General features: G+C 33.8%; 20 protein-coding genes and 1 pseudogene. 7 read left to right on the top strand and 14 right to left on the bottom strand.

What is annotated here, in order from left to right; genetic code table 11:
- Positions 1-3: 3 nt before the first annotated feature.
- From radC to ACZZZT_RS06205, 5 genes and pseudogenes are all read right to left on the bottom strand, one after another.
- The gene (radC, locus tag ACZZZT_RS06225; RefSeq protein ID WP_302093571.1) at positions 4-696 is read right to left on the bottom strand and encodes a RadC family protein; all 693 of its coding nucleotides are present in this window, start codon (positions 694-696) and stop codon (positions 4-6) included.
- 4 nt (positions 697-700) lie between these two features.
- On the bottom strand, positions 701-1,162 hold the full coding sequence (locus ACZZZT_RS06220; protein ID WP_463459792.1) for a GNAT family N-acetyltransferase: 462 nt from the start codon (positions 1,160-1,162) through the stop codon (positions 701-703).
- A 131-nt stretch (positions 1,163-1,293) separates the two neighbouring features.
- Positions 1,294-2,648 (bottom strand): annotated as a pseudogene (locus ACZZZT_RS06215) (UDP-N-acetylmuramate--L-alanine ligase).
- 79 nt (positions 2,649-2,727) lie between these two features.
- Complete coding sequence (locus tag ACZZZT_RS06210) at positions 2,728-3,414, bottom strand: tetratricopeptide repeat protein (protein WP_042565860.1); 687 nt, start codon at positions 3,412-3,414, stop codon at positions 2,728-2,730.
- Positions 3,415-3,528: 114 nt separating this feature from the next.
- On the bottom strand, positions 3,529-5,673 hold the full coding sequence (locus tag ACZZZT_RS06205; RefSeq protein WP_463459791.1) for a S46 family peptidase: 2,145 nt from the start codon (positions 5,671-5,673) through the stop codon (positions 3,529-3,531).
- A gap of 311 nt (positions 5,674-5,984) precedes the next feature.
- On the opposite strand from ACZZZT_RS06205, the gene ACZZZT_RS06200 reads away from it, so the two are divergent.
- On the top strand, positions 5,985-6,515 hold the full coding sequence (locus ACZZZT_RS06200) for an outer membrane beta-barrel protein (protein WP_463459790.1): 531 nt from the start codon (positions 5,985-5,987) through the stop codon (positions 6,513-6,515).
- A gap of 107 nt (positions 6,516-6,622) precedes the next feature.
- Here ACZZZT_RS06200 and obgE read toward each other — a convergent pair whose 3' ends face one another.
- The 4 genes from obgE to hpt form a co-directional block, all read right to left on the bottom strand.
- Complete coding sequence (obgE, locus tag ACZZZT_RS06195; RefSeq protein WP_073395746.1) at positions 6,623-7,624, bottom strand: GTPase ObgE; 1,002 nt, start codon at positions 7,622-7,624, stop codon at positions 6,623-6,625.
- A gap of 96 nt (positions 7,625-7,720) precedes the next feature.
- The gene (locus tag ACZZZT_RS06190) at positions 7,721-8,995 is read right to left on the bottom strand and encodes a hemolysin family protein (protein ID WP_073395744.1); all 1,275 of its coding nucleotides are present in this window, start codon (positions 8,993-8,995) and stop codon (positions 7,721-7,723) included.
- A 225-nt stretch (positions 8,996-9,220) separates the two neighbouring features.
- Positions 9,221-9,793: an adenylate kinase gene (locus tag ACZZZT_RS06185; RefSeq protein WP_042565855.1), complete on the bottom strand. Its 573-nt coding sequence runs from the start codon at positions 9,791-9,793 to the stop codon at positions 9,221-9,223.
- A gap of 76 nt (positions 9,794-9,869) precedes the next feature.
- Entirely contained in the window at positions 9,870-10,400 is a 531-nt protein-coding gene (gene hpt, locus ACZZZT_RS06180; protein WP_073395742.1) for a hypoxanthine phosphoribosyltransferase, read from the bottom strand.
- A gap of 186 nt (positions 10,401-10,586) precedes the next feature.
- Here hpt and ACZZZT_RS06175 point away from each other — a divergent pair, with 186 nt between their 5' ends.
- From ACZZZT_RS06175 to ACZZZT_RS06165, 3 genes are all read left to right on the top strand, one after another.
- Positions 10,587-11,861 carry a PQQ-dependent sugar dehydrogenase gene (locus ACZZZT_RS06175; RefSeq protein WP_463459789.1) on the top strand — a complete coding sequence of 425 codons (1,275 nt, stop codon included), beginning with the start codon at positions 10,587-10,589 and terminating at the stop codon, positions 11,859-11,861.
- A gap of 185 nt (positions 11,862-12,046) precedes the next feature.
- Positions 12,047-14,134 (top strand): TonB-dependent receptor, encoded by a 2,088-nt coding sequence (locus ACZZZT_RS06170; protein WP_463459788.1) that lies wholly within the window; start codon positions 12,047-12,049, stop codon positions 14,132-14,134.
- Between the two features lie 30 nt (positions 14,135-14,164).
- Positions 14,165-14,716, top strand: a complete 552-nt coding sequence (locus ACZZZT_RS06165) for a hypothetical protein (RefSeq protein ID WP_463459787.1) — start codon at positions 14,165-14,167, stop codon at positions 14,714-14,716.
- Between the two features lie 62 nt (positions 14,717-14,778).
- Here ACZZZT_RS06165 and ACZZZT_RS06160 read toward each other — a convergent pair whose 3' ends face one another.
- The 4 genes from ACZZZT_RS06160 to ACZZZT_RS06145 form a co-directional block, all read right to left on the bottom strand.
- Positions 14,779-15,696 (bottom strand): PorP/SprF family type IX secretion system membrane protein, encoded by a 918-nt coding sequence (locus ACZZZT_RS06160; protein ID WP_463459786.1) that lies wholly within the window; start codon positions 15,694-15,696, stop codon positions 14,779-14,781.
- Positions 15,697-15,719: 23 nt separating this feature from the next.
- Positions 15,720-18,818 (bottom strand): T9SS type B sorting domain-containing protein, encoded by a 3,099-nt coding sequence (locus ACZZZT_RS06155; RefSeq protein ID WP_463459785.1) that lies wholly within the window; start codon positions 18,816-18,818, stop codon positions 15,720-15,722.
- A 503-nt stretch (positions 18,819-19,321) separates the two neighbouring features.
- Positions 19,322-20,383: a helix-turn-helix domain-containing protein gene (locus ACZZZT_RS06150; protein ID WP_463459784.1), complete on the bottom strand. Its 1,062-nt coding sequence runs from the start codon at positions 20,381-20,383 to the stop codon at positions 19,322-19,324.
- A 14-nt stretch (positions 20,384-20,397) separates the two neighbouring features.
- The gene (locus ACZZZT_RS06145) at positions 20,398-21,456 is read right to left on the bottom strand and encodes a helix-turn-helix domain-containing protein (RefSeq protein ID WP_463459783.1); all 1,059 of its coding nucleotides are present in this window, start codon (positions 21,454-21,456) and stop codon (positions 20,398-20,400) included.
- Between the two features lie 208 nt (positions 21,457-21,664).
- Here ACZZZT_RS06145 and ACZZZT_RS06140 point away from each other — a divergent pair, with 208 nt between their 5' ends.
- Positions 21,665-22,822 (top strand): 5-(carboxyamino)imidazole ribonucleotide synthase, encoded by a 1,158-nt coding sequence (locus tag ACZZZT_RS06140; RefSeq protein WP_463459782.1) that lies wholly within the window; start codon positions 21,665-21,667, stop codon positions 22,820-22,822.
- 89 nt (positions 22,823-22,911) lie between these two features.
- Positions 22,912-23,397, top strand: coding sequence for a 5-(carboxyamino)imidazole ribonucleotide mutase (gene purE / locus ACZZZT_RS06135; RefSeq protein ID WP_039117314.1), 486 nt, complete (start codon positions 22,912-22,914; stop codon positions 23,395-23,397).
- A gap of 178 nt (positions 23,398-23,575) precedes the next feature.
- On the opposite strand, the gene ACZZZT_RS06130 is transcribed toward purE, so the two are convergent.
- Positions 23,576-24,244 carry a hypothetical protein gene (locus ACZZZT_RS06130; RefSeq protein WP_302093588.1) on the bottom strand — a complete coding sequence of 223 codons (669 nt, stop codon included), beginning with the start codon at positions 24,242-24,244 and terminating at the stop codon, positions 23,576-23,578.
- A 218-nt stretch (positions 24,245-24,462) separates the two neighbouring features.
- Between ACZZZT_RS06130 and ACZZZT_RS06125 the strand changes: the two genes are divergently transcribed.
- Complete coding sequence (locus ACZZZT_RS06125; RefSeq protein WP_463462386.1) at positions 24,463-26,490, top strand: M3 family metallopeptidase; 2,028 nt, start codon at positions 24,463-24,465, stop codon at positions 26,488-26,490.
- Positions 26,491-26,496 lie beyond the last annotated feature (6 nt).

Raw genomic sequence — 26,496 nt, 5'->3', positions numbered from 1 at the left:
AATTTAAAAGATTCCTTCATCTACAAAACTATAATATTTTGTTTCAGTAATAATCAAATGGTCTAAAACTTTAACATCTAAACTATCACCTGCTAATTTTAATTTCATTGTAATTTCTTTATCAGCATCACTCGGATTAAGATTTCCAGAGGGATGATTATGGCACAAAATCAGGCCTGTTGCGCCACTTTCAAGTGCTAATTTAAACACCAATCGTACATCTACAATAGTTCCTGTAATTCCTCCTTTGCTTAATTGCGATTTTGAAATTACCTTATTCGAATTATTCAGAAAAAGCACCCAAAATTCTTCGTGAGGAAGTTCACCAATAATGGGCTGCATGATTTCAAAAACGACTTTACTGGATGTTATCTTATTTTTGAATTGTAACGCATCTTCACTCCTTTGCCTCCTTCCTAATTCTAAAGCCGAAACAATAGTAATTGCTTTTGCCTCTCCTATTCCTTTAAAATTCATTAATTGAGAAATTGACATTTTTCCCAACATATTAAGATTGTCTACACTTGCCAAAATCCTTTTGCTTAATGCAACTGCAGATTCATTTCGGCTTCCTGAACCAATCAAAATAGCAATTAATTCAGCATTGCTTAAAGCTTCTTTACCTTTAAGCATTAATTTTTCACGCGGACGATCATCTTCTGACCAATTTGTAATTGGAAAATGAGTTGCTTCCATAAGACTAAATTATGGATTTGCTCATGCAAATACTATTCGTTAAACCTACATAAGGTTCGTAGTTATCTACTATCTCAAATCCTACTTTTTGATACAAATTAATAGCTTCAATCTGTTTATATAAGGTTTCTAAAATCATGATTTCAAAACCTTGATTTTTCGCTTCAACTTCTAACTCTCCAATTATCATTTGCGCCAACCCCAAACCTCTGGCTTTGGGCGAAACAAACATTCTTTTTAATTCGACTGCATTTTTATTATATTTCTTAAAACAGCCACAAGCGACAGGCTCATCATCTAAATAAATAATAAAAACATTAGAATTAAATTCAATTATATTATTTCCCCAATATTCCTTCTTTAATTCCGGATAACGTTCCCACAAAAAGGTATCGAATGTTTCGATCAAAAATAAAAAATCAGGATTTTCACTAGTTGTTTTTACAACTTTTATAGTTGGATTCATTTATAAAATCTTAAAAGGCTAATATATGAAAAATAAGAAAAATCACTCAATAAAATTTAAAGAAATAAAAAAGAGAAATCATCGCTTTTTGCATTTGCAGTGATTTCTCTTTTAATATAAGTCCATTACGTTTATTCAATTAATGCTTTCACTTCGTCAAAGTTCAATCCACCATAATTACCTGAACTCATCAATAATAAAGCAGAATTTTCAAGATTTAAATTGAATAGATATTCTTTAAATTCCACAGGATTTGTGTAAATAATTAAATCTTTTCTATTAAAAGAAGTTGCAATTTGTTCGTAGGTTACTTCTTCTAATTGCTTAATTTTTACTGCATCCGGAGAGTAGAATACTACAGCTACATCAGCATATTCAAGCGCTCCTTCGTATTCTTTTAAAAACTCAGCATTTAAACTACTATACGTATGTAATTCTAAACAAGCTACCAAAGTCCTGTTCGGGTATTGTTCTTTTACAGCTTTTGTTGTTGCTGCCACTTTACTTGGCGAATGGGCAAAATCTTTATAAGCAACCTTTCCTTTGCCTTCTGCAATTTTTTCAAGTCGTTTTGATGCTCCTTTAAAACTTGCAATTGCCTCATAAAAATCTGCTTCATCGACACCCATATTTTGGCAGATCCATTTTGCTCCTGCTAAATTGTTTAAATTGTGGGCTCCAAAAACTTCAATTGGCATATCACCTTCTGGGGTTTTGAGCAAAGTTACACCATCGCTAACTGTATATTCGGGCGTATTATAAGGCAGTTTACGAATTGGATTTGTAGCTGCCTCTGAAACTCGTTTTACTTCAGGATCATTTTCATTGTAGACTAAAATTCCTCCATTTGTAATTTTACCAATGAAAATTTCAAACTGTTCTACATAATTTTCATAGGTTGGAAAAACATTAATATGATCCCAGGCAATACCTGAAATTAAAGCAATATTTGGCTGATATAAATGAAATTTCGGACGTCTGTCTATTGGAGAAGATAAATACTCATCACCTTCCAAAACCATAAAATCATTTTCTTCAGTCAGATGAACCATTGTATCAAAACCTTCTAATTGTGCACCAACCATATAATCCACTTCGATATTATGATAATGCATTACGTGCAAAATCATCGAGGTAATAGTTGTTTTTCCGTGAGAACCTCCAATTACAACACGTGTTTTATTTTTAGACTGCTCATACAAAAATTCAGGATACGAATAAATTTTCAACCCTAATTCCTGAGCTTTTAACAATTCAGGATTATCAGCTTTAGCGTGCATTCCTAAAATTACAGCATCGATATCTGATGTTATTTTTTCAGAAAACCAACCCATTTCAGCAGGTAAAATTCCTTTTTTTCTAATCTTGATTTAGATGGTTCAAAAATAGCATCATCACTGCCTGTTACCTTATATCCTTTGTTATGCAATGCTAATGCTAAATTGTGCATGGCACTTCCGCCTATAGCGATAAAATGTGTTCTCATTTAAATTCCAATTTTTATCCCGAAGCATCGGGACCAAATTCCAATTATATTTCAGAATTCAGTATTTAATATTTGCTTATTACGGTTCAAATTTTTGTTTTAATTCCCTGGCTTTTTTAGGGTCATTTAATTTATTCAAATATAAATTATATAATTTTTGAAATGTGTTTTTTGATTTACCAATTTCATGCGCTTTTATAAAGTTTTTTTCGGCTGCTGTATATCTTTTAAAATAAACATCTATTCTTCCTCTCGACAAATAACCATCAACCGGCGATAATTGTGCTAACTGATTGGAGTACGAAATCGCTTTTGATTCACTTCCGCCAAAAATTCCCGGCAATTGCAAATATATTTCGATTAATGCCCATCTGGCCGGAATATGTTTTGGATCTAAAGCAATCGCTTTTTCAAATGCTTCTTTCATATCACCCACCATTCCCAAAGCTTTAATCCTGTTCACTTCCATGGCCCGCATGGCCAGACAGCCGCCGTATTTATAAAAATAATCTGCTGTAGTAGGCTTAAGTTCTTTTAGTTTTTTAAAATAAACAGCGCCACTTTCCCAGGCCTTATGATGCGCTTCAATTTCGCCTAAATATTCAAGTGTTTTTATATCCGAGGGCTTCGTTTTTAAAATCTCTTCAAAAATAACCTGAGCTTCATCATACTTTTTTGAGTGAAATAATTTCTCTCCTTTTTCAAAATTAGTTTGTGACCAAAGTATAAGCGGTACAAACAAAAAAAGGAATAGCAGTTTTTTCATGTCTCAAAAATAAGGAAATATAACGTGCATCATTTAGTTTTAATTGCAAATTAATATTCAAAAAAATCCGTCCTGTAAAAAACAAGACGGATTTTTAAATGTTATTAAATTCGATTATTTTACAATCGTCATTTCATCAATAATATTTTTAGCACCTGCATATTTGTCAATAATCCAAAGTACATAACGAATATCCACATTGATTGTTCTTTGTAATTTAGGATCAAAAATAACATCACCGGCCATAGCTTCGATGTTACCATCAAAAGCAATTCCTATTAACTCTCCTTTTCCGTTAAGAACCGGAGAACCGGAATTTCCTCCTGTAATATCATTATCTGTTAAAAAGTTTACTGGCATATATCCTGCTTTATCAGCATATTGACCGTAATCTTTTGCTTTATTCAATTCTAACAAACGCGCTGGCAAATCAAATTCCTGATCTCCTGCTTTATACTTTTTCACCATACTTTCCATGGTTGTATAATTGTTTATTGTAGCATCATTACGAGTATCAGCAGGCAATGCGCGAACTTTTCCGTAAGTAAGTCTCAACGTTGAGTTTGCATCCGGATATTGAATCGTATTTAATTTTGATGCTCTTAAACCTTCAACCAATTCGCGGTAAGCAATTGCAAAACCATCATCAGCTTTTGCCTGATCATCTGTTTTAGAACGGTATTTTGTCAACAAATCGTTAGAAATAATATACAAAGGATCATGTACAATAGCTAATGGTTTCGGATTAGCCATAAATGCCAATACTTTCTCTTTAGTTGTAAAATAACTTATTTCAGTTGCCTTTGCTACATCTGCAGTAAAATCACCATTATTCTCTGATTTCATTTTAGCAATTTGTGTAGCTAAACCATATTCAGCAGCTTTAGAAGCATACAAATTTAATTGCGCTGTTAATATATCTTTTTCAAGAGGCGCATGAAATTCACCGTAAATATTATCAATCATCGTGTTGATTTTTGGTAACATTTCTGCTTTTTTAGCATCATTTTCGTTATAATAAGCAATCAATGCATTTCCTAAATTTGCAGGACCAGCTGCGTAAGCAGAAGTACGTAAAAGCTGCATCAAATAATTATCATGACGTGCTTTTAAATTGGTCTCTCTGTAATAATCATTGATTGTTGGAATTACATTTTCATATTTTTCGCTATTTGCTGGTTTAGTCGCCCATTCGTAGAATTTGTCTTCTTGTGCCGTTTTAGCATCTACCGTTCCTGCTTTTGTCAAAGCATCGATCATACCCTGGCGGTTTTTCCAGTAATTAGCTGTCGAAGCATATTTAGATGCATATTGCAAACGCACTGTAGCATCTTTATCCATATACTTTTTCATTTGGTCCATTCCGGTTTTTGCACCTTCAACCCATGCAGGATAAGCGTACTTAATATTTTGCTCAATTCCGCCAGCCGGCATCCAACGGTTTGTTCTTCCCGGATATCCAAGAATCATAGCAAAGTCATTTTCTTTTACACCTTTAATACTTACAGGTAAAAAATGTTTTGGTTTCAAAGGCACATTCTCTTTAGAATATGTTGCCGGATTTCCGTCTTTATCAGCATAAACTCTAAACATAGAGAAATCTCCTGTTTGACGTGGCCATTCCCAGTTATCAGTATCTCCACCAAATTTACCAACACTTTCAGGAGGTGTTCCAACTAAACGAACGTCTGTATAATCCTGGTAAACGAAATAATAATATTCATTTCCCTGAAAGAAAGGACGAACAGAAACAGTGTATTTTCCACCTTCATTATTCTCTTTTTCAATCAAAGCAATTTCTTGTTGAATAATTTTGTTTCTTTCTGTTTCCGTCATCGTATCATTTACTTTCGATAAGATTCTTTTAGAAACATCGTCCATACGAACAAAGAAACGAACGTATAATGATTTTGGTTTCATCTCGGCACTTCTCTCTTTTGCCCAAAAACCATCTTTTAGATAATTTTGTTCTGCTGTAGAAAGCTCAGCAATTGCATTATATCCACAATGGTGATTTGTTAAAACCAGACCGTCTTTAGATACAATTTCGGCAGTACAACCTCCATTAAACTGAACAACAGCATCTTTTAAACTATGATGATTGATACTGTAAATTTCTTCGGACGTTAATTGCAAGCCCATTTTTTCCATATCTCTATGGTTTAACCTTTCGATGAACATCAAAAACCACATTCCTTCATCAGCTCTTACAGGAAAAGCCATTAAGCACATGGTCAAGAATAAAACTATTTTTTTCATGTTATTTTGTTTAAGTATGCGAATATAGCGCATTTTCGCAACAATACACAAAATAAGCATCTAAATACAAAACATATTAAATATATTCCATCCTAGGATTGCGAAATTCATAATTTACAAAAGATAAAATTTAAATCAATTTTGAAGATCAAAAATCAAGTAAATTATTAAAATCTAAAAGAAAACAAAAAAAAATATCAAGAACCAAAATAATTTGTAAAAATTAACTTTCAATTAAAAATAAATAATATAAATTATTTCTTACAATTATGTTTGTCTAAATTTGCTTTAAATTTAAAACAAATACAAAAATGAAAAAATTTTTACTGGCATTAGCCTTATTAGTAGTTACTATTTCTAATGCACAAAAAGGATCAATGTTATTAGGTGGGAATGTTGGGTTTTCTTCAGAAAAACTAGGAGACAACAAATCAGAAAATTTTGAATTTTCTCCAAAAATTGGTTATCAATTTGCAGATAAATGGACTGCAGGAGTTGAAGGTTCTATTAAGACTTTTAAAAACACAGGATCAGACAGCGCAGAGAAATATAAAATTGGAGGTTTTGTACGTTATGCTACACCACTTTCTGAATTATTCTCAGTATATGCTGATTTAGGTGCAGGTTACCAAAATGCATCTGTAAATAATGCAAAAGGAATGTATGTAAATCTTACTCCTGCTTTGTTTATTAATATGAAAAGAGGATTTGGTTTAAACTTCTCTATCGGAGGTGTTAACTATGACAACATTGATGGCAAAAATGATCCAAGACAAGAACGTTTAGGTTTTGATTTTGGAAAAACATTTAACATTGGTGTATCAAAAAATTTCGGACTTTAATCTTTAAATAAAAAGATAAAACCCGAGATGCTTTTGTTATTCGCTAAAAGCAAAAACCCGACAAGCTATTAACTGTCGGGTTTTTTATTTTATTTTAAATAAAGATTTTAATCATTTAGCATTTTCCAAAGTTTATCTTTTAAATCTGTCAAACCTTGCTGTGCAACAGATGAAATAAACATATACGGAACATCTTTAAAGGCAACATCTAATTCTAGTTTTAATTCTGCTTTTAATTCGTCATCCAGCATATCACATTTTGATATTACTAACAAACGTTCTTTGTCTAACATTTCAGGATTATACTTCGTTAATTCATTAACTAAAATATCATACTCTCCTTTAATATCCGGTGTATCAACAGGAACCAAAAACAATAATGTAGAATTACGCTCAATATGACGCAGGAAATAATGTCCTAAACCTTTTCCTTCGGCGGCTCCTTCAATAATTCCAGGAATATCAGCAATTACAAAAGATTGAAAATCTCTGTAAGCTACAATTCCTAAATTTGGTTTTAAGGTTGTAAAAGGATAATCGGCAATTTTTGGTTTTGCTGAAGTTAATACAGACAATAAAGTTGATTTTCCAGCATTTGGAAAACCTACTAAACCAACATCTGCCAGAACTTTAAGTTCCAGGATTACATCCATTTCTACACCCGGTAAACCTGGCTGTGCATATCTTGGAGTTTGATTTGTTGAACTTCTAAAATGCCAGTTTCCTAATCCTCCTTTTCCTCCTTTTGAAAGGATTCTTTTTTCTCCGTCTTCCGTAATTTCGAATAAAGTTTCTCCGGTTTCCTTGTCTTTTACAACAGTTCCCAAAGGCACTTCAATAAATTTATCTTCTCCATCTGCGCCCGTACTACGATCTCCTCCTCCATCTCCACCGTGACCAGCTTTAATATGACGAGCAAATTTTAAGTGAAATAATGTCCACAAACCTTTATTTCCAACCAAATATACGTGTCCACCGCGACCACCATCACCTCCGTCAGGCCCACCTTTTTCAATAAATTTCTCTCTATGTAAATGTGTAGATCCTTTTCCTCCCTTTCCGGAAGAAACATATATCTTAACGTAATCTACAAAATTTCCTTCTGTCATTTTTCCTTGTTTATATATAGTTTCAAGTTTCAGGCTTCAGGTTAATCAACAGAACGTCAACAAACTTGAAACCTGAAACTTGAAACAAATTTTCTTTTACTCTTTAAGCGCTTTTACCAGCACTTTATCAATCTTTACACCGTCCATATCCAATACTTCAAGTACAAACTTTTGCCAGATTAATTTTTCGCCTTCTTTTGGAATATGTGAAAGCTCGGTCATAATCATTCCGCTTACAGTATTTACTTCATAATCGTTTGTTAGTTCATCTAACTCAAAATAAGTTAAAAAATCGTGCAACGAATAATGCCCGTCAACCAACCAGGAACCATCTTCTCTTTCGATTAACTGAAACTCATCTTTATAAAACTCAGATGCATCACCTACTAATGCTTCAAGAATATCATTCAGTGTAATTATTCCCTGAAAAACTCCATATTCATCTGAAACCAAAGCATAATGAACACCCGTTCTTTTAAAATTTTCCAACGCTTTATAAGCCGTTGTCTGCTCCATTAAATAAGGAGGATCTGTCATGATCGCCGACAAATCAAAATGATCGCTTTCGATATTGGCAAATATATTTTTTAGTGTTACGATACCCACAATATCATCGTAGTTATCGCTATAAACCGGGTAAACAGTGTGCAAATCCATTAAAACCAATTCTTTAATTTTGGCTCTTTCTGCATTTAATGGCAACATATCAACCGATTTACGGTGTGTCATTAACGAGTTTACTTTTCTGTCGCCAATATGAAAAACACGTTCTACAATATCTTGTTCAATTTCCTGAACTTCTCCAACTTCAGTTCCTTCTTTAATAATGGCCTTAATTTCTTCTTCGGTAACTTTTCCGTCAGCTGTTGGTTTTATCTGAAAAACATTCAATAAAAAATCTGTTGAAGATGTTAACAACCAAATAAATGGCGCTGTAATAATCGAAATTACTTTCATTGGCATTGCTACCATTTTTGCAATCGATTCCGGATAATTTAATCCGATGCGTTTTGGAAGTAATTCTCCTAAAACCAAAGAGAAAAAAGTTAAAACTACAACTACAATTCCTACTGCAACTGAATGTGCGTAAGGCTTTAAAACTTCGAATCCGTTTACAAAAGTTTCAACATCTACTGTGATTTTATCTCCACTATAAATACCTGTTAAAATACCAATTAAGGTAATTCCGATTTGTACGGTTGATAAAAACTTATTTGGAGAGTTGGCTAAATCCAAAGCTGTTCTGGCGCTTTTATTTCCTTTTTTTGCGGCCGTTTCCAATCTGTTTTTTCTAGCCGAAATCAGTGCAATCTCTGACATTGAGAAAACTCCGTTTAATAGAATTAGAAAAAATATTATTAGTATTTCCAATTTGTGGTTTATTCGTTATATAATAGTTCGTTAAATGTAATTTGTAACCTCAATGTATTTTATAGCCCAGATGAAAGAGAAAAGCCCGGAGCTAAAAAAACTAATTTTTCTTGCCAGAAAACAGCTGACTTCCGAAGCGTCGGGAGAAGCTTGTTTTGTGGTTAGAAAAATAGTTTTTTTAGCGTCCCGAAGCTTCGGGATGTAACGTACAGCCGGAAAAAGCTTCTACAAATTATCTATAACTGACGTTAATCGCTCTGTAATTTCTTCGATAGTTCCGATACCATTTACGGCATGAAACTTACCTTGTTCTTTATAATAACCAATTAATGGTGCTGTTTTTTCGTTGTATTCCTGATATCTCACACGAATTTTCTCTTCATCCTGATCATCTGCTCTGCCACTTGTTTTACCTCTTTCCAGTAAACGTGCTACTAAAATTTCGTCATCGGCTTCTAATGCTATTGTTGCCGTAACACTTGAACCAATTGTTGGTAAAAATTTATCTAAAGCTTCTGCCTGATCTAATGTTCTTGGATAACCATCAAATAAAAACCCTTCAGTATCAGGGTGTTTTTTTACTTCATCGATTAACATTGCTGTGGTAACTTCGCAAGGAACCAATTCGCCATTATCCATAAAAACTCTGGCTTTTTTTCCTAATTCGGTATCATTTTTTAAATTAAAACGAAATATATCTCCAGTTGAAAGATGTGTTAATTTATATTTTTCTTTTAAAAATTCTGCCTGAGTCCCTTTTCCTGCTCCTGGCTTTCCAAATAAAACGATGTTAATCATAATGTTAGTGTTTCTTGACTTCCTGACTGTAATTCGAGAAGTTTAAAATGAATATATAGTTGTGTTTTGTTTAAATTTATTCTGCTAATTTGTAAACTTCAGATAAATTACGCCCTAAACCATCGTAATCTAAACCGTAACCTACAATGAATTTATTTGGAATTCTGATTCCAACGTAATCAATCTTAATATCTTTTTTATACGCCTCTGGTTTAAAAAATAAAGTAGCCACTTTAAAATGTTTTACATTTTGCGCTTTAAAAAGATGTTTTAATTCTTCTATAGTATTTCCTGTATCAATAATATCTTCAATAATAACAACCGATCTGCCGGATAAATCCTGATTGATACCAATTAATTGTTTTACTTCATTGGTACTTTCTGTTCCTTCATAAGATGCCATTTTTATAAATGAAACTTCGCAGGGACTTTTGTATTTTTTCAGAAAATCGGCAACAACCATAAAAGCACCATTTAAAACGCCGATAAAAATTGGCGTATCGTCTCCAAAATCATCTTCAACCTGAGCTACTATTTTGGTTAAGGCAAAATCAATTTCTTTAGCCGAAATAAACGGAACAAATTGTTTATCGTGAAGTTGTATCATTATTTTTACTGTTTTAAAACAATGGACAAAGATACAGAATTAGAAACAAAATCTTAGTATCAAAATAAGCGGTTGATTTATTTTTTTGTTAATGTTAAATATCAGTTAATGTTTACAAAATTCAATTTAACATTATTTTTAAATTTATTAAATTGTTATAGTATAAATATTTAACTAGAGAGCGTAATGAAAACAGCGACACAATTATTTTCTATATCATTATTAATTTCAATGACAGCTTGCAACGGTCAGGTAAAAAAAGAAGAGAAAGAAGCTCTGGCAAAACAACCCGGAAATGTTGTAAAAACGGCAGTGGGAGAAATTACTTTACCACCGCCTTATGCTACAGAATCTAAAACAAAAAACAGTAAAGTGATAGGCTGGCCGGAAGGCAAAACCCCTACTGCACCGGAAGGTTTTACAGTTACAAAATTTGCTGATGGTTTTGAAAACCCCCGTTGGACTTATATTGCACCAAACAATGACATTTTTGTTGTAGAAAGCGGAACAAGAAGCAGTAAAAATCAAATTACAGTTTTACGGGACAAAGATAAAGACGGCAAATTTGAGACTCGTGAAGTTTTTATAGATGGCTTAAACAAACCTTTTGGAATGTTGGTTTTAAAAGACTTTTTCTATATCGCGAATACGGATGGTTTGTATCAATATCCATATAAAAACAATCCGTTAAAATTAGAAACAAAAGGTGTAAAAATTCTTGAACTTCCTGCCGGAGGTTACAACAATCACTGGACAAGAAATTTACTTGCCAACGCCGACGGAACAAAAATTTACGTTTCTGTTGGATCTGGAAGTAATGTAGCAGAAAACGGAATCGATAAAGAAATTCGTCGCGCTTGTATTCTGGAAATTAATCCTGACGGAACGGGTGAAAAAATCTACGCATCGGGACTTAGAAACCCGGTTGGTATGGATTGGAATCCGGCAAACAAGGAACTTTGGACAGCGGTTAATGAACGTGATGAATTGGGCGATGATTTAGTTCCGGATTATATTACAAGTGTAAAAAAAGATGGTTTTTATGGCTGGCCGTATTCTTATTTTGGTAATATTTTAGATCCAAGAATGAAAGGACAAGGTAAAGATCTTGCTGCAAAAGCAATTGTTCCCGATGTTCCGGTTGGTTCTCATACGGCATCTTTAGGATTGGCTTTTTATAATAAAAGTGCTTTTCCGGCAAAATATAAAAACGGCGCTTTTGTGGGTCAGCATGGTTCATGGAATCGCTCGAAAATATCGGGTTATAAAGTCCTTTTTGTTCCTTTTGCAAATGGAAAACCGTCTGGAAAACCGGAAGATTTTTTAACCGGTTTTATTTCAAATGATGAAAAAGCAGAAGTTTACGGGCGTCCGGTTGCGGTTACGGTTATGAATGACGGATCGCTTTTGGTAAATGACGATAGCGGAAATACGGTTTGGAAGGTTTCGGCGAATAAATAAAATTTTAAAATTCTAAACTAGAAATTCCAAATTCCAAAACTTAAAAAATTAAATTCCAAAACTTGAAATTCCAAATTCCAATTGCTTGTGAATATTAAACACATAGATTCTATCTTTAAAGAAAAGTATTGCATCCAGAATTATTTTTTAATTTTTAATTCTCAATTTTTAATTAAAAAAACTTTATGATCTTAAAAAAACATTGTCTTTTTCTTGTTACGATTTTTGTTTCTCTAAACACTTTCGCACAAGAAAAAGGCAAAACTATTGATTCTCTTAAAACAGAAAAACTGGAGGAAGTGGTTATTAGTCCGCTTCATATAAATACCAATATTTTGGATGCTCCGGCTTCGATCGGGATTTTATCCAAAAGTCAGCTTTTGCAAAATAACACCACAGATATTACAACGGTTATCAATACAATTCCCGGCGTTTTTATGCAATCGTCGAATTTTACGACTAGCCGAATTTCGATTCGCGGAATTGGTGCGCGAACTACTTATGGAACCAACAAAATCAGGGCATTTTACGGCAGTATTCCGTTAACTTCTGGGAACAGCGAAACGGTAATTGATGATATTGATCTTGAAAACCTCAACCAAATCGAAATTATAAAAGGTCCGCTTTCGAGTATTTACGGCGCAGGTTTAGGCGGTGCGATTTTAATTTCACCACAGCTTTCCAAATCAAAAGGACAAAATGCCGGTATGAGTTCAGTCTTCGGTTCTTACGGTTTATTAAAAAATAGTTTGAATTATAGTTTAAACGAAAATGAAGGCAGTTTAAACATCAGTTATCATAATTTAAAAACAGATGGCTGGCGCGAAAACAGTGCGTACAATCGGGAAGGAATTACGCTTGCGGGTGAATTGTTTCGAAAACAAAACAGCAAACTGACTTATTTTACCAATTATACGTATTTAAAAGCTTTTATTCCGAGTTCGATTAACAAAGATGCTTTTGAAAACAATCCCGAATCTGGTGCTCCAACCTGGGTGGCTTCAAAAGGATTTAAGGAATACAAATCGACTTTGGGCGGATTAGCGTATGATTTCAAAATCGGTGATAACCTTAATAATTCAACTTCTGTTTTTATTAATTATAAAGACAGTAACGAACCAAGACCTTTTGATATTTTGCGTCAATATACTTTTGCAACCGGAGCGAGAACGCAATTTTCCGGTAATTTTAAAATTAAGGAAACCGGAATTGATTTCATCGCCGGAGTTGAATATTTTACGGATACGTATAGCGGAAATACTTTCGAAAATTTATACCAGCAAAATAATGGTCAGGGAAGTCTGCAGGGAAATCAGCTTACAGAAACCGATCAAAAAAGGCACTTTTATAATATATTCTCGCAGCTTAAAGGTTCACTTTCTGAACATTTTGAAATTCAGGCGGGAATCAATTACAACAAAACTCAATTTGAATTAACTAATTATACTGAAAACTCAAATCAGAAATATAGTTATGATGGTATTTTCTCTCCGCAATTGTCTTTCCTTTTCAAACCAAATAAAGAACAAACGATTTATTTTTCTGCAAGTCGGGGATTTTCTCTTCCAGCTACCGAGGAAACCCTTACCAGCGAAGGCACAATTAATCCGGATATAAAACCTGAAAACGGTTATAATTTTGAACTTGGCGGAAAGTTCTATTTTTTCAATAAAAAACTTTATACTGAAATTGCAATTTATCGAATGGAAATTAAAGATTTACTAGTTGCAAAAAGAGTTGGCGACGATCAATATGTAGGTGCAAATGCCGGAAAAACTTTTCATGAAGGAATTGAAGTTACGCTAAATTATAATTGGCAAATTAATCGGTTTTTTGGGCTGAATTCTTATTTGGGAGCGTCTATTGGAAATTATGAGTTTAAAGAATTTATTGATAACGGAAATGATTTTTCGGGAAATAAACTAACCGGAGTTCCTGCCAATAAAATAAATGCAGGTTTGAGTTTTAATACCCGTTTGGGAATTTATTTTAATGCCGATTATCAGTTTGTAGACGAAGTTCCGATGAACGATGCTAATTCAGCTTTTTCAGATTCATATACTATTATTAATCTGAAAACGGGATATCGATTTGAGATTCTGCAAAATCTAACTTCTCATATTGCTGCGGGAATAAATAATGTAACTAATGAAAAATATGCTTCGTTAATTTTACCAAATGCGGTTGCAAATGGCAATACAGCGCCCAGATATTACTATCCTGGTTTGCCTGTAAATTATTACGGCAGTGTTTCATTAAATTACTTATTTTAGATGTTTATTTCAAATCGAAAATTAAAAAAAATGTCTTCTGAATTGCAAAAAAAACTCGACTATGTTAGTCCTTGCAGAGCAAGCCGATCGCTGCTTTCAGGTGAAATTTTAGAAAACCATTCTTTATTTGATGAGCTGGTTGCTGCCTGTTTTTTAACTTCGGATAAAAATCATCACAGAGCTTGTTGGGTTTTAGAATTTGTTTGTTACGAAGAATTACTTTGGATGCAGCCTCATGTAGATTTTTTCTGTTCGAATCTGAAACATTTGAAAGAAGAAAGCGCCATTAGACCGATTGCAAAAGTGATCCAGCTTTTAATAAAATCTCATTATAAAAAAGCCGAAAACTGCATTCTCCTTTCTGAAGAAAATCTGCAAAATTGCATCGAAGCTTCTTTCGACTGGCTGATAAATGATGTAAAAGTAGCTACAAAAGCTTATTCTATAAGAACTTTATATGTTTTGGGAAATCATTACGAGTGGATTCATCCTGAACTGCAAATTATTCTGAACAAAGATTTTTCAAATCATTCTGCAGCTTACAAAGCGGTTGCCAAAGAAGTATTGAAGAAAATAGAATAGCATTGAAGTAATCTGGATATTTGTAAAATAAATAAGGGCAGCTGTGATAGCTGCCCTTATTTCTAATATTCTGAATTTGATTTTTTTGAGTTATTAAATTTAAACCTCAAGAAAAATTCATTTGAGTTTTTGGCACTTGCCATAACTTTACCTGTATTTGTTTCATAAGCATAACCGAATGTCAAATGCTTACTAATTGTTATACCGGCCATTGCTGCGTAAGCATTGTCTACTCTGTAACTTCCTCCAATTTCTAAAAATTCTTCAATTTGAAGCATCAAATTTAGATCTACAGAAAGCGGCGCACCATTAACATAACGCATCATAAAAGATGGTTTTAAAATTAAAAGTGTTGTTGTTTCAAGATCGAAATTATAACCACTGCTTAAATAAACATGTGGTCTGTCTGTAGCAACAGCCGTGTAACCATCTTTGTTTTTTGCTCGTTCAGTATTCAAAATTCTTGGGACAGAAAGGGATACGAAATATTTGTCGCTTTTTAATAAGGCTCCAACACCAACGTTTGGATTAAACTGATTGATGTTTGCCAAAGCAGGATCTGACTGATTTGAATAGGTTTCAAGACCAGCAGCATTGACATTGTAAAAATTTCCACCGGCTTTTATTCCGAAATACAAATCAGTAAGTTCACCAACCTGCATTTTGTATGAAAGGTCAATTCCTAATTGGGTTTGTTTTTCAACGAATGTCTTATCGTAAACCATAGAAACTCCTAATCCTATGTTACCTCCAACCGGTGTACCAAAAGATACAGCTTGTGTTTCGGGAGCATTTTCAATTCCTGTCCATTGTTTACGAAATGTAGTTGCCAAAGCAGTTTCGTTATCTACACCTACATAAGCCGGGTTTACCAAATTCATGTGGTAACGGTATGTTGTAAGTATGGTTTCTTGTTGGGCAAAAAGCATACTACTAAAAAGTAGTAATGCTCCCGCCGATATATTTTTAATTATTTTCATTTCTAAAATTTTAATTTTTACAATTACCTGTTTATGTATATCCAACCTTGTCTGTCAATTGTTCCGTTACCATCTAAATCGATTTGATAGTAATAAGAACTTGCTGCAGGTAAAGTGCTTGACTGACCTTTCGCTTGTCCGTCCCAATTATTTTGGTAATTTCTTGCAGTAAATACTTCTGCTCCCCAACGATTGAAAACACGAACTACAGAAGCAGGATGATTTTCTATATTAGAAATAACCCACGTATCGTTTATACCATCTCCGTTTGGAGTGAAGGCTTCAGAAATGTTCATTTGGTCTTTATCGCAGGCATCTCCAATACCATTATTGTTACGATCTTCCTGATATGGATTTGCTGTAATTGGGCAATTGTCTTTTGGATCTAAAACTCCGTCATTGTCATCATCAGGATCGCAATTGTCTAAAATTCCATCATTGTCATTATCTCCAAATTTGTTTACAACAGTTACTTTTGCAGTTGCAGTTGCTGTGTTTCCACTTTTATCTACTACTGTTAAAACAACTGTATTGGCTCCAACATTGGTACAATCAAAAGAAGTTTTACTAAGAGTCATGGTACCGATAGCACAATTGTCTGAACTTCCGTTGTTAACCTGGTTTGCAGTAACCGAAACGTTTCCTGCCTCATCAAGTTCAACTGTTATATCCTGAGTCTGAACTATTGGTGCAATGTTTTCAAGTACGGTTACTATTGCCGTTTCTGAAGAAATTTCTCCGTTTGTACCAGTTGCAGTAAGCGTTACTGTATTGGCTCCGGCATTGGCACAAGTAAATGATGATGGAGAAACTGCTAAAGTTAGCGATCCGCCACAAACAGTTATTGAACCATTATCAACATCTGCCGCTGCGATTGAAGCATTTCCTAAAGTATCAAATTGAATTGTGATGTTTTTTGTTAAAACAATTGGCGCCGTTTTATCTTCAATTGTCACTGTTGCAGTTGCTGTATCAAAATTTCCGCTGGCATCTGTAACGGTTAAAGTCACTGTATTGGCTCCAACATTTGTACAATTAAAAGTATTTGGTGAAACTGAATACGTTAATGTTCCATTACAAACATCTGAAGATGCATTATCAACATCATTTCCTGTTATTGAAGCATTTCCTGTTACATCAAGTTGAATTGTGATATTTTTTGTTGAAACAATTGGTGCCTCAGCATCAACTACAACAACATCATAATTACAAGTCTCCGTATTTCCGGCAGCATCTGTTACTGTCCAGATTACATTTGTTGTTCCAACCGGAAATACTGCTCCGTTTAGTGTAGCTGAATTATTAAAATTATTTAAAACTGATACTGTACTACAATTATCTGCAGCAACAGGATCTAAACTATTGTCTACTACTGTAAAACTACAAACACCTAGGTCATTATTATAAGAAGCCGCAGGAACAGCGCACGTAATAGTTGGTTTTTCTGCATCAATTATAACAATATCATACGTACAAGTGGCAGTATTTCCGGCAGCATCAGTTGCTGTCCAGATTACAGTTGTTGTTCCAAGAGGAAAAATTGCTCCGCTTAATGTAGCTGAATTATTAAAATCATTTGAAACTGTTACTGAACAATTGTCTGCCACAACAGGATCTAAACTTGTGTCTGATAGTGTATAACTGCAAACACCTGCATCATTATTATAAGAAGAAGCAATAGCAGCACATGTAATAGTTGGCAGAGCTGTATCTTCAACTGTTATAGTTGCATTTACCGAAGAAACATTTCCACTATTGTCTGTAACATATAAAATCACATCATGATCACCAAGATCTGCACAAGAATAAGTTATTGATGCTGTTGCAGATGAACTTGAAGGTCCATAAGCTGCTTCAACAGCTAATCTTTTTTGTGTTCCGTTACAAGGATCTCCAAATGTAGAATTACTTGAATAAATAGTTGCACTGTTTTGCCCAAGTAAGGCCGATGATACGACACTTAAGCTATTAGCTGCATTGCAAAAACCTGAAACAAAATTTCCACAAGTTCCTGTAGAATTTCCAAAGCTAGCAAATACAATATTATTAAAAATACTTCCTGCCGGTGCAGTAAGTACTAAATAGTCCTCTTCGCCAACAACATTACAAACAGTACCTGAAATTTCAGGCGTGATTTTATAATTGTTAATTCCGCAATTATCTGTACTATTATCATCCAATTGATCTGCATTTACGATAACACTTCCAGTTGCATCTAATTGAACTGTGATGTTTTTGGCAATTGCAACGGGATTTACGTTATCTAAACCGGTTCCCTGAACAGTAAAACTATACGGATTCTCATCTGCATCATCACTTGCAATGCTAACAATAGCAGTTTGCAAACCTACAGTTGTGCAGGTTGGATTGAAACGAACTGCAAATGTTTGTGAACCTAAACCTGCAACTGTTGCAGAAGCTGGCTGGGTTTGAATTGTAAATGCAGAACTCCCACTAATACTTACAATTGGAGTACCTGATAAAGTCAAGTCGTTAGTACCTCTATTTCGGATCGTAAAAGTGTGATCTAACGCACTTTCGCTAACTACTGTTCCAAATTCTGTATCATTAGCAGCTATTGGTGTAGTATTTCCACTTGCGATAGAAAGAGATCCACCTTTAACACTGATTTCCGGATCAGGTCCGGGAGGCGGATAATTTACAGTTACTTTGGCATAAATACCTGGCTGTCCAGGAAGGTTATCAATACCTTCAGAGCTCCCTGTTGTGTTAATATTTATAGTGTTTAAACCCTCTTCATTATAATTCGAAGGATCTACGGTCCATGTGGAAATATATGGACCAGGGTAAGAACAGCTGCAATTATAAGGAACGTTAACCAACGCAGATTGATTGCCATTGTTTAGAGTTATTCCTTTTGCTGTTGAAATACAATTGATAATAAAATTTACTTCTACTGTAATACTCGTTGGAATTCCTACTCCTGTTGAGTTCCAGTGAAATTGCATATCTCTCGCATAATTGTATTTGCTTGTTGCTCCACAAGTCGAGGAAAAAGATTCAAAATCCGATAAGGGCACATCATAAACCTTAGTCTGGGCAAACGATGTAAACGTCTGCAGCAATGTGACTATTATAATTAATAAAATTTGTTTTTTCATATTCTAATATGATTTTTGTTTTTTTTGAGTTGATTATTAATCTCTTTATTTTTATTTCGAAAACAACAATAAATTTCCTGTTCCAATTGCTAAGAACAATGGAACTTTACTTGTCTCGAAGACAAATTATTTAGTAAAAGGAAAATTTAAAAACTGCCAGAAATAACGGTTTGCATTATTTATGCAAAATCGAAATAAGAAGTTTTTTGAAAATTGCGAAGCTTATTCGCATTGAAGCGTAATTTTATTATCATATTGGTTAGGTTAAAATTATCCAACAAAAATATATTGAAATAAAACCGCTCAAATAGCCCATTCGGACACATCAATAGCCCGAAACGACCAACTCAATTTTACAAAAAATTATTGTAAGGATTGGATTTCTTTGCGAAAATTAAAACATTGAAAATCAGTCAAATAAAACTTATACAGAAATAAGATAAATTATAAAAAAGTATTTATTATAAAAGAAAAAACATGAAAAAGAAAGAATTTTACAGCGCTTAAAGCCTTATTTCTGAAGGCATTTTTCCAAAACGCTTTTTAAAATTTGCTGTAAACTTGCTGGAACTTTTATAACCCGTTGCCAAAGCAATATTTTTTATCTGCATATCGGTGTTTTCAATCATCTGCATGGCAAGCAATAATTTCTTTTCTTTATGGTATTGCATCATCGAAACACCATGAACTAATTTAAAAGTTAACTTGAGTTTTGTAGGCGACATGCCGACTTTTTCTGCTATATATTCTACGCCCAAAAACGGACTTGTTATAGTGTCTAAAAGCATTTTTTCGGCTTTTGAAATTTTTCTGTAATTAGGAGTTTCCTGAAGGGTGTAACTTCCAATTCTCTGATCTAAAGAAGCATTCTTGAAAAAAGTAGAAATAAGCTGAAAAGCCTGGGTTTTTAAAAGTGCTTTGCTTAAAATATCTTGTTTATTGTCTTCTAAAATAACCAAAATTTCTTTGGACAATTGCTCGGCATTCGGAACAATGTTTTGGTAGGTAATAAATCCGTTATCTGAATTCAGGAATTTTTTAATCTGATTATCTTCAGAAAGTGTTTCAAAAGAAAAATTACGTTCGGCCCAGTCTTTACTAAACGCAAACAAATTAAATTCACATTCAGAACCTTTATAAAAATAGGCCCCAACTGGCGTTCCTGGTTTTTTGAATCCCCAATATTTGCTCGAAAAAGGCGTTTTATCTGCAAATGTGTTTTGCAGTTTTACTTCACTCTCAAAAACCGAAAATGTCAGTGTATAATAATCAATAGGATAATCTTCATCATAAATCGCTTTCAGCATTACGTTTTTCTTAAAAGTAATACTCGTTACAATAACCCACAAACCTTCTTCAATTTCGCGGTATCGCATGACACCTTTAGAAAAAGGATTATTTCTGTAAACAGCCTGCTCTTCCTCAACATGTTTTACCGATGGAGAATTGACAATACTTTTTATAATTACCTGAGGCGAATTAGACAAATAAGGCAACTCAAAAAAACCATCTCTATAAAAGTTTATGTTGTCTTTTATAAATTTAACCCATCTTCCTACGTTCATATATGAAACCCAATTTAATTTTCCCTAAAAACAGAAGGCAATTCCTTAAAACGTTTTTTAAATGCCGCTGTAAATTTACTTGCGCTTTCAAAACCTGTAATTATCGCAATTATCTGAACTTCAATTTCTGAATTTTGAAGCAATTGCTTTGCCAAAAGCATATTTTTTTCTTTATGATATTGCAACATCGAAAATCCAAAAACGGTTTTAAAATTGGCTTTTAATTTTGTTGGCGATGTATTTACTTCAAAAGCAATTTTATCAATTCCCAAAAAAGTTGATTGCAGATTGTGCAGAATCATTTTTTCGGCTTTGGCCACATTAAAATAATCCAGATTGCACAACGAAATATTATCTTCAATCCTACTGTCTTCAAAAGCATTGCTAAAAAACTCGGCAATTAACTTCATACAATGTTTGCGCAATTCAGGCGTATTTTGATGAATATTAGCTTCGTCTTCTAAAATATTTGAAAGTTTTTTGGATATTGAGTGTGCTTTTGGAGCAATATCAAGCCAGGTATAAAATCCCTTTTGTCCGTTGAAGAAATTTTCAAGAATTCCTTTTTCGCAAAATTTATCTGACTTTATATGCTTGTCAACCCATTCTTTATTCATGGCAATATTAAAAAACTTGCCTTTTGTACCTTTATAAAAATAAGTAGCCACTTCAGTATCGGGTTTGTAAAAAGTCCAGCACGTACTTAGCAGGACTATATCCTCTGAACCGGGGAATGGAAATCGATACTCAAAAACCGAAAAAGACAGAATATAATAATCCTTAATATGATCTTGAGTATAAGTTGCTTTGGCCAATATATTCTCGTTCATCGTAAGGTTGGTTTCCAGAATCCAGAACCCGTCTTCGATGGTGCGGTAGCGCATTGTACCTTTCCAAAAAGCATTATCTGTAACGATTAATTGCTTTGTTGGTGTATGTTTTGTAATAGGCAATTTGATAAGGCTGTCTAACATTACCTGAGGCGAATTAGACAGATAAGGCAATTCAAAAAAATCATCTTTTAATAAAAAAAGATATTTCTGAATATGGTTCGCCCAATTATTTGTGGTCATTATATTACGAAATGGATAATGGTTGAAAATCAGATCAAACCTAAGGAATTCAGGCATATAAAACAAAATATTTAAACCACTTCTTTAAAAAAATACATTATTTTAACAAATTATTTTTTGCTTTTGAAATTTTAAAAAACAGCAATTCCATACACAATAAATTGGCATTTCTATTTTATCAATTATCTTTGCACAAACACACTACAAAATGAATTATTTTTCTTCTGATTTTAAATTAGGAATATTAGGCGGCGGACAATTGGGTAAAATGTTATTGTCTGACACCAGAAAATTTGATATACAAACTTATGTTTTAGATCCGAGCGACGAAGCGCCGAGTAAAATTGCCTGTAACAAATTCTTTAAAGGCGATTTGATGGATTATGAAACAGTTTACAATTTTGGAAAACAAGTTGATGTTCTTACTTTTGAAATTGAATTGGTTAATCTTGAAGCTTTAACACAATTAGAAAACGAAGGCGTAAAAGTATATCCGTCTCCAAAAACATTAAAAGGAATTCAGAATAAAGGCATCCAAAAAGCTTTTTATACCGAAAGTAATATACCAACCGCAGCTTTTTTACGATTTGATTCTCCTGAACATCTTCAAAAATCGATAGGGAATAACGAAATCACAATTCCGTTTGTGTGGAAATGTACTGAATTTGGTTACGATGGAAATGGCGTAAAAGTAATTCGCCAGATTTCTGATTTGGATGATCTTCCAAATGTAGAATGTATTGCAGAAACTATGGTTCCGTTCAAGAATGAATTGGCCGTTATTGTTTGCCGAAATCCATCGGGAGAAATAAAAACGTATCCGGTTGTAGAAATGGAATTTCACCCGGAAGCCAATCAGGTAGAATATGTAATTTGTCCGGCAAGAATTGACGAAAAAGTAGCCGAAAAAGCCAGAGCAATTGCTTTGAATGTTTCAGAAAAATTTAATCACGTTGGTCTTTTAGCGGTTGAAATGTTTCAAACCAACGAAGATGAAATTCTGGTAAACGAAGTGGCTCCCCGCCCACACAATTCTGGTCATTATTCTATTGAAGCCAGTTATACATCTCAATTCGAAAATCACTTGCGAGCGATTCTCGATCTTCCTTTAGGAAATACAGACAGTAAAGTGGCCGGAGTTATGGTCAATTTAGTTGGCGCCGAAGGTTTCTCCGGAGATGTAGTTTACGAAAACATCGAAACTATTTTAGGATGGAATGGCGTTACACCCCACATTTACGGAAAAAAACAAACACGCCCTTTTAGAAAAATGGGTCACGTTACCATCGTAAATGAAGATATGACCGAAGCAAGAAAGATTGCAGAGAAAGTAAAGAATACTATTAAGGTGATTAGTATTCAATAAATTAAACAATTACAGTTTTTAGTCACAGTTCAAAACCTGAAACTTGAAACCTGAAACAAAAAAACAGTTTCCAAACAAACAAAAACCACATGAGCAAAGTAGCCATCATAATGGGAAGCATCTCAGACATGCCAGTCATGCAGGATGCCATCGACATATTAAAACAATTTAATATTGAAGTTGAAGTAGATATCGTTTCGGCACACAGAACGCCGGAAAAATTATTTGATTTCAGTAAAAATGCACACACTCGCGGAATTTCGGTTATTATTGCCGGAGCCGGAGGTGCAGCACATTTACCAGGAATGGTTGCTTCGATGTCGCCGCTTCCTGTAATTGGAGTTCCGGTAAAATCAAGCAATTCTATTGATGGCTGGGATTCAGTTTTATCTATTCTGCAAATGCCAGGTGGCGTTCCTGTTGCAACTGTTGCACTAAACGGAGCAAAAAATGCCGGAATTCTAGCAGCACAAATTATTGGAAGTCACGATAAAAAAGTGCTTGATACTATTATTGCATACAAAGAAGAATTGAAAGCAGCTGTTAATAAAGCGGCAGAAGGTTTAAAGAAATAAGAAGTTACGGTTCCTGCAAGGTTTTCAAAACCTTGTAGGTTTAATTATAGAAATCGAATTTAAAACTTCAAAATACCTACAAGGTTTTGAAAACCTTGCAGGATAAAATACAATATGGATATTTCAACACAAAGGCTTCCCATTACGGAAGCCTTTGTGTTTTTAGAATCTTTTTTAATTATGCTTCTTCTTCAATATCCTCCAGAACAGACTCAAACTCATATTCAGTTATATCTTCTTTATTTATCCAGTTTTCTGAAGTAACCAGATTATAATTTACATTATCTTCTGTTGTCAATTCCCATATAATAGCTTCGGCTTCAGGAAACGGAATGTTTTGAGATATTTGATTTTCAAACAATCTCTTAATAAGATTTCTGTCAGACAAACCATTGTTCAATAATTTCAGGACATTTTCCGCTGTCAATTTTCTTAGTTCACCATCCATTGGAGTCATTGAAAAATGAACAACCGACGCTTTTGCATTTGGAAATTTTCCGTTGTAAGCTTTAAAAAGCAATTGATTTACATTAAACAAAATTCCTTGCATGTGTATTTCTGGATATTCTTCACAAACTTTATCGATCAACATATTATTTGATATTTGCTCAATCTGCCCTTCGCTCAATTGATCTCCCAATTTATAATCCAGCACTATTGCCGCAGCTTCATTTGGCTCATAATCAGAAATGGCCATTTCTAATAATTCCGGCAAACTGCTTTTCTCCGCTGTTGCGCCATCAGGATAATTGAATTTTCCCAGTAACTGAATAAAATCCTGATCAGACCAATATCCTTCTACTTCATTAACAGTATCTATATTCTTTATTGCAATTTGATAGTTCATTGTTTTTTATTTTAATTATGATCAATTTTATAATTCTAATCGATTTTTTCAATTTACGCTTTTAAAACCGCATGCAGTAATAAATAACATATCTATAACACAATTTAAGAGGATTTTATGCTGCCAATTCATTTTGTATAGATGATTAGATTTTTATAAATTGCTATCTTTGGAATTCAAAAATATTGACTTCAATTAATAAAAATAATTACATCATAATGAACGTTTTACTTTCAAAATTTAATACCAAACATAACACAGCACCTTTTTCGCAAATTAAAATCGAAGATTATGTTCCGGCTTTCAACGAAGGAATTACTTTGGCTAAAGCCGAAATCGATGCTATCGTAAACAATACAGATGCACCAACTTTTGAAAACACTGTTGTCGCAATGGATTTTGCAGGCGATATTTTAGATCGCCTTTCAAGTGTTTTCTTCAATTTGAATTCGGCAGAAACGAATGACGAAATGCAAAAAATCGCTCAGGAAGTTTCGCCTTTATTGTCTGAATTTGGAAATGACATTACGCTAAACGCTGCTTTATTTGCAAAAATAAAATCGGTTTACGAACAAAAAGAAAATCTGAATTTAACTCCGGAGCAAACTAAGCTTTTAGACAAAAAATACAAAAGCTTTTCGAGAAACGGAGCCAATTTACCGGAAGACAAAAAAGATCAATTAAGAGAAATCGATAAAGAATTATCAAAATTGAGTTTGCAGTTTGGCGAGAATGTTTTGGCAGAAACCAATGCTTTTGAATTGCATTTGACAAATGAAAATGATTTGGCCGGATTACCGGAAGGAACAATTGAAGCAGCAAGATTATTGGCGAAAGAAAAAGGAAAAGAAGGCTGGATTTTTACACTAGATCATCCAAGTTACGTTCCGTTTTTGACTTATGCGGATAATCGCGAATTGCGTAAAAAAATGGCGATTGCTTTTGGAGCAAGATCTTTTCAGAATAATGAATTTGACAATCAGCAAAATGTTTTAAAAATTGCAAAATTACGTTTTGAAAGAGCCAATTTATTAGGATACAAAACACACGCACATTTTGTTTTAGAAGAAAGAATGGCGCAAAGCCCTGAAAAAGTTTTTTCTTTCTTAAATGATTTATTGGCAAAAGCAAAACCTGCAGCTCAAAAAGAATTTGCTGAATTAACGGCTTTTGCAAAAGAACTGGACGGAATTGAACAACTTGAAAAATGGGACGGCGCTTATTATTCTGAAAAATTAAAACAACAGCTTTTTAATTTAGATGATGAAAAACTAAAGCCTTATTTTCAGTTAGAAAAAGTTTTAGACGGCGCTTTTACAGTTGCCCAAAAATTATACGGATTAACTTTTACAGAAGTTTTTGACATTGATAAATACCACGAAGAAGTTACGACTTATGAAGTAACAGATGCTGAAAACAATTTAGTTTCGGTTTTCTATGCCGATTTCTTCCCAAGAAAAGGAAAAAGAAACGGTGCGTGGATGACTTCATTCAAATCTCAATCCATAAAAGACGGCGTAAACGAAAGACCGCATATTTCTAACGTTTGTAATTTTACAAAACCTACAGAAACAAAACCATCTTTATTGACTTTTAATGAAGTGACAACTTTATTTCACGAATTTGGTCACGGTTTACACGGAATGCTGGCAAACACAACTTATCCGAGTTTATCGGGAACTTCTGTTTACTGGGATTTTGTAGAATTACCAAGTCAGATTATGGAAAACTGGTGTTACGAGCCGGAAGCTTTGGCTTTGTTTGCCAATCATTATGAAACCGGAGAAATTATTCCGATTGAATATGTTCAAAAAATCAAGGAAAGTGCCAGTTTTCAGGAAGGAATGGCGACTTTGCGTCAGTTGAGTTTTGGATTATTGGATATGGCGTGGCACGGGCAGGATCCGACAAGCATAACCGATTTAAAAGCTTTTGAAACAGAACAATTTGCCAATACGCAATTGTATCCTGATGTTAAGGAAAATGCAATGAGTACGGCTTTTTCACATATTTTTCAAGGCGGATATTCTTCTGGATATTACAGCTACAAATGGGCAGAAGTTCTGGATGCAGATGCTTTTGAATATTTTCAGGAAAAAGGAATTTTCAATGCTGAGGTTGCTGTGAAATTCAAAGAAAATGTACTTTCAAAAGGAGGCACAGAACACCCAATGACTTTATACAAACGTTTTAGAGGTCAGGAACCAAAACCTGAAGCTTTATTGAAGAGAGCAGGATTATTGTAAATTTTA

The sequence above is a fragment of the Flavobacterium sp. AC274 genome (assembly GCF_979258275.1).
Note: the sequence above shows the minus strand (reverse complement) of the source record. Positions and strands in the feature narration are given on the sequence as shown.

Coding starts and splice junctions, on each gene's coding strand:
- ACZZZT_RS06165 (WP_463459787.1), top strand. CDS start 14,165: ATGTCTTCTGAATTGCAAAAAAAACTCGACTATGTTAGTCCTTGCAGA.
- ACZZZT_RS06200 (WP_463459790.1), top strand. CDS start 5,985: ATGAAAAAATTTTTACTGGCATTAGCCTTATTAGTAGTTACTATTTCT.
- ACZZZT_RS06140 (WP_463459782.1), top strand. CDS start 21,665: ATGAATTATTTTTCTTCTGATTTTAAATTAGGAATATTAGGCGGCGGA.
- ACZZZT_RS06125 (WP_463462386.1), top strand. CDS start 24,463: ATGAACGTTTTACTTTCAAAATTTAATACCAAACATAACACAGCACCT.
- ACZZZT_RS06185 (WP_042565855.1), bottom strand. CDS start 9,793: ATGATTAACATCGTTTTATTTGGAAAGCCAGGAGCAGGAAAAGGGACT.
- ACZZZT_RS06155 (WP_463459785.1), bottom strand. CDS start 18,818: ATGAAAAAACAAATTTTATTAATTATAATAGTCACATTGCTGCAGACG.
- ACZZZT_RS06220 (WP_463459792.1), bottom strand. CDS start 1,162: ATGAATCCAACTATAAAAGTTGTAAAAACAACTAGTGAAAATCCTGAT.
- ACZZZT_RS06130 (WP_302093588.1), bottom strand. CDS start 24,244: ATGAACTATCAAATTGCAATAAAGAATATAGATACTGTTAATGAAGTA.
- ACZZZT_RS06170 (WP_463459788.1), top strand. CDS start 12,047: ATGATCTTAAAAAAACATTGTCTTTTTCTTGTTACGATTTTTGTTTCT.
- radC (WP_302093571.1), bottom strand. CDS start 696: ATGGAAGCAACTCATTTTCCAATTACAAATTGGTCAGAAGATGATCGT.
- purE (WP_039117314.1), top strand. CDS start 22,912: ATGAGCAAAGTAGCCATCATAATGGGAAGCATCTCAGACATGCCAGTC.
- ACZZZT_RS06210 (WP_042565860.1), bottom strand. CDS start 3,414: ATGAAAAAACTGCTATTCCTTTTTTTGTTTGTACCGCTTATACTTTGG.
- ACZZZT_RS06205 (WP_463459791.1), bottom strand. CDS start 5,673: ATGAAAAAAATAGTTTTATTCTTGACCATGTGCTTAATGGCTTTTCCT.
- ACZZZT_RS06150 (WP_463459784.1), bottom strand. CDS start 20,383: ATGAACGTAGGAAGATGGGTTAAATTTATAAAAGACAACATAAACTTT.
- ACZZZT_RS06175 (WP_463459789.1), top strand. CDS start 10,587: ATGAAAACAGCGACACAATTATTTTCTATATCATTATTAATTTCAATG.
- ACZZZT_RS06160 (WP_463459786.1), bottom strand. CDS start 15,696: ATGAAAATAATTAAAAATATATCGGCGGGAGCATTACTACTTTTTAGT.
- hpt (WP_073395742.1), bottom strand. CDS start 10,400: ATGATACAACTTCACGATAAACAATTTGTTCCGTTTATTTCGGCTAAA.
- obgE (WP_073395746.1), bottom strand. CDS start 7,624: ATGACAGAAGGAAATTTTGTAGATTACGTTAAGATATATGTTTCTTCC.
- ACZZZT_RS06145 (WP_463459783.1), bottom strand. CDS start 21,456: ATGACCACAAATAATTGGGCGAACCATATTCAGAAATATCTTTTTTTA.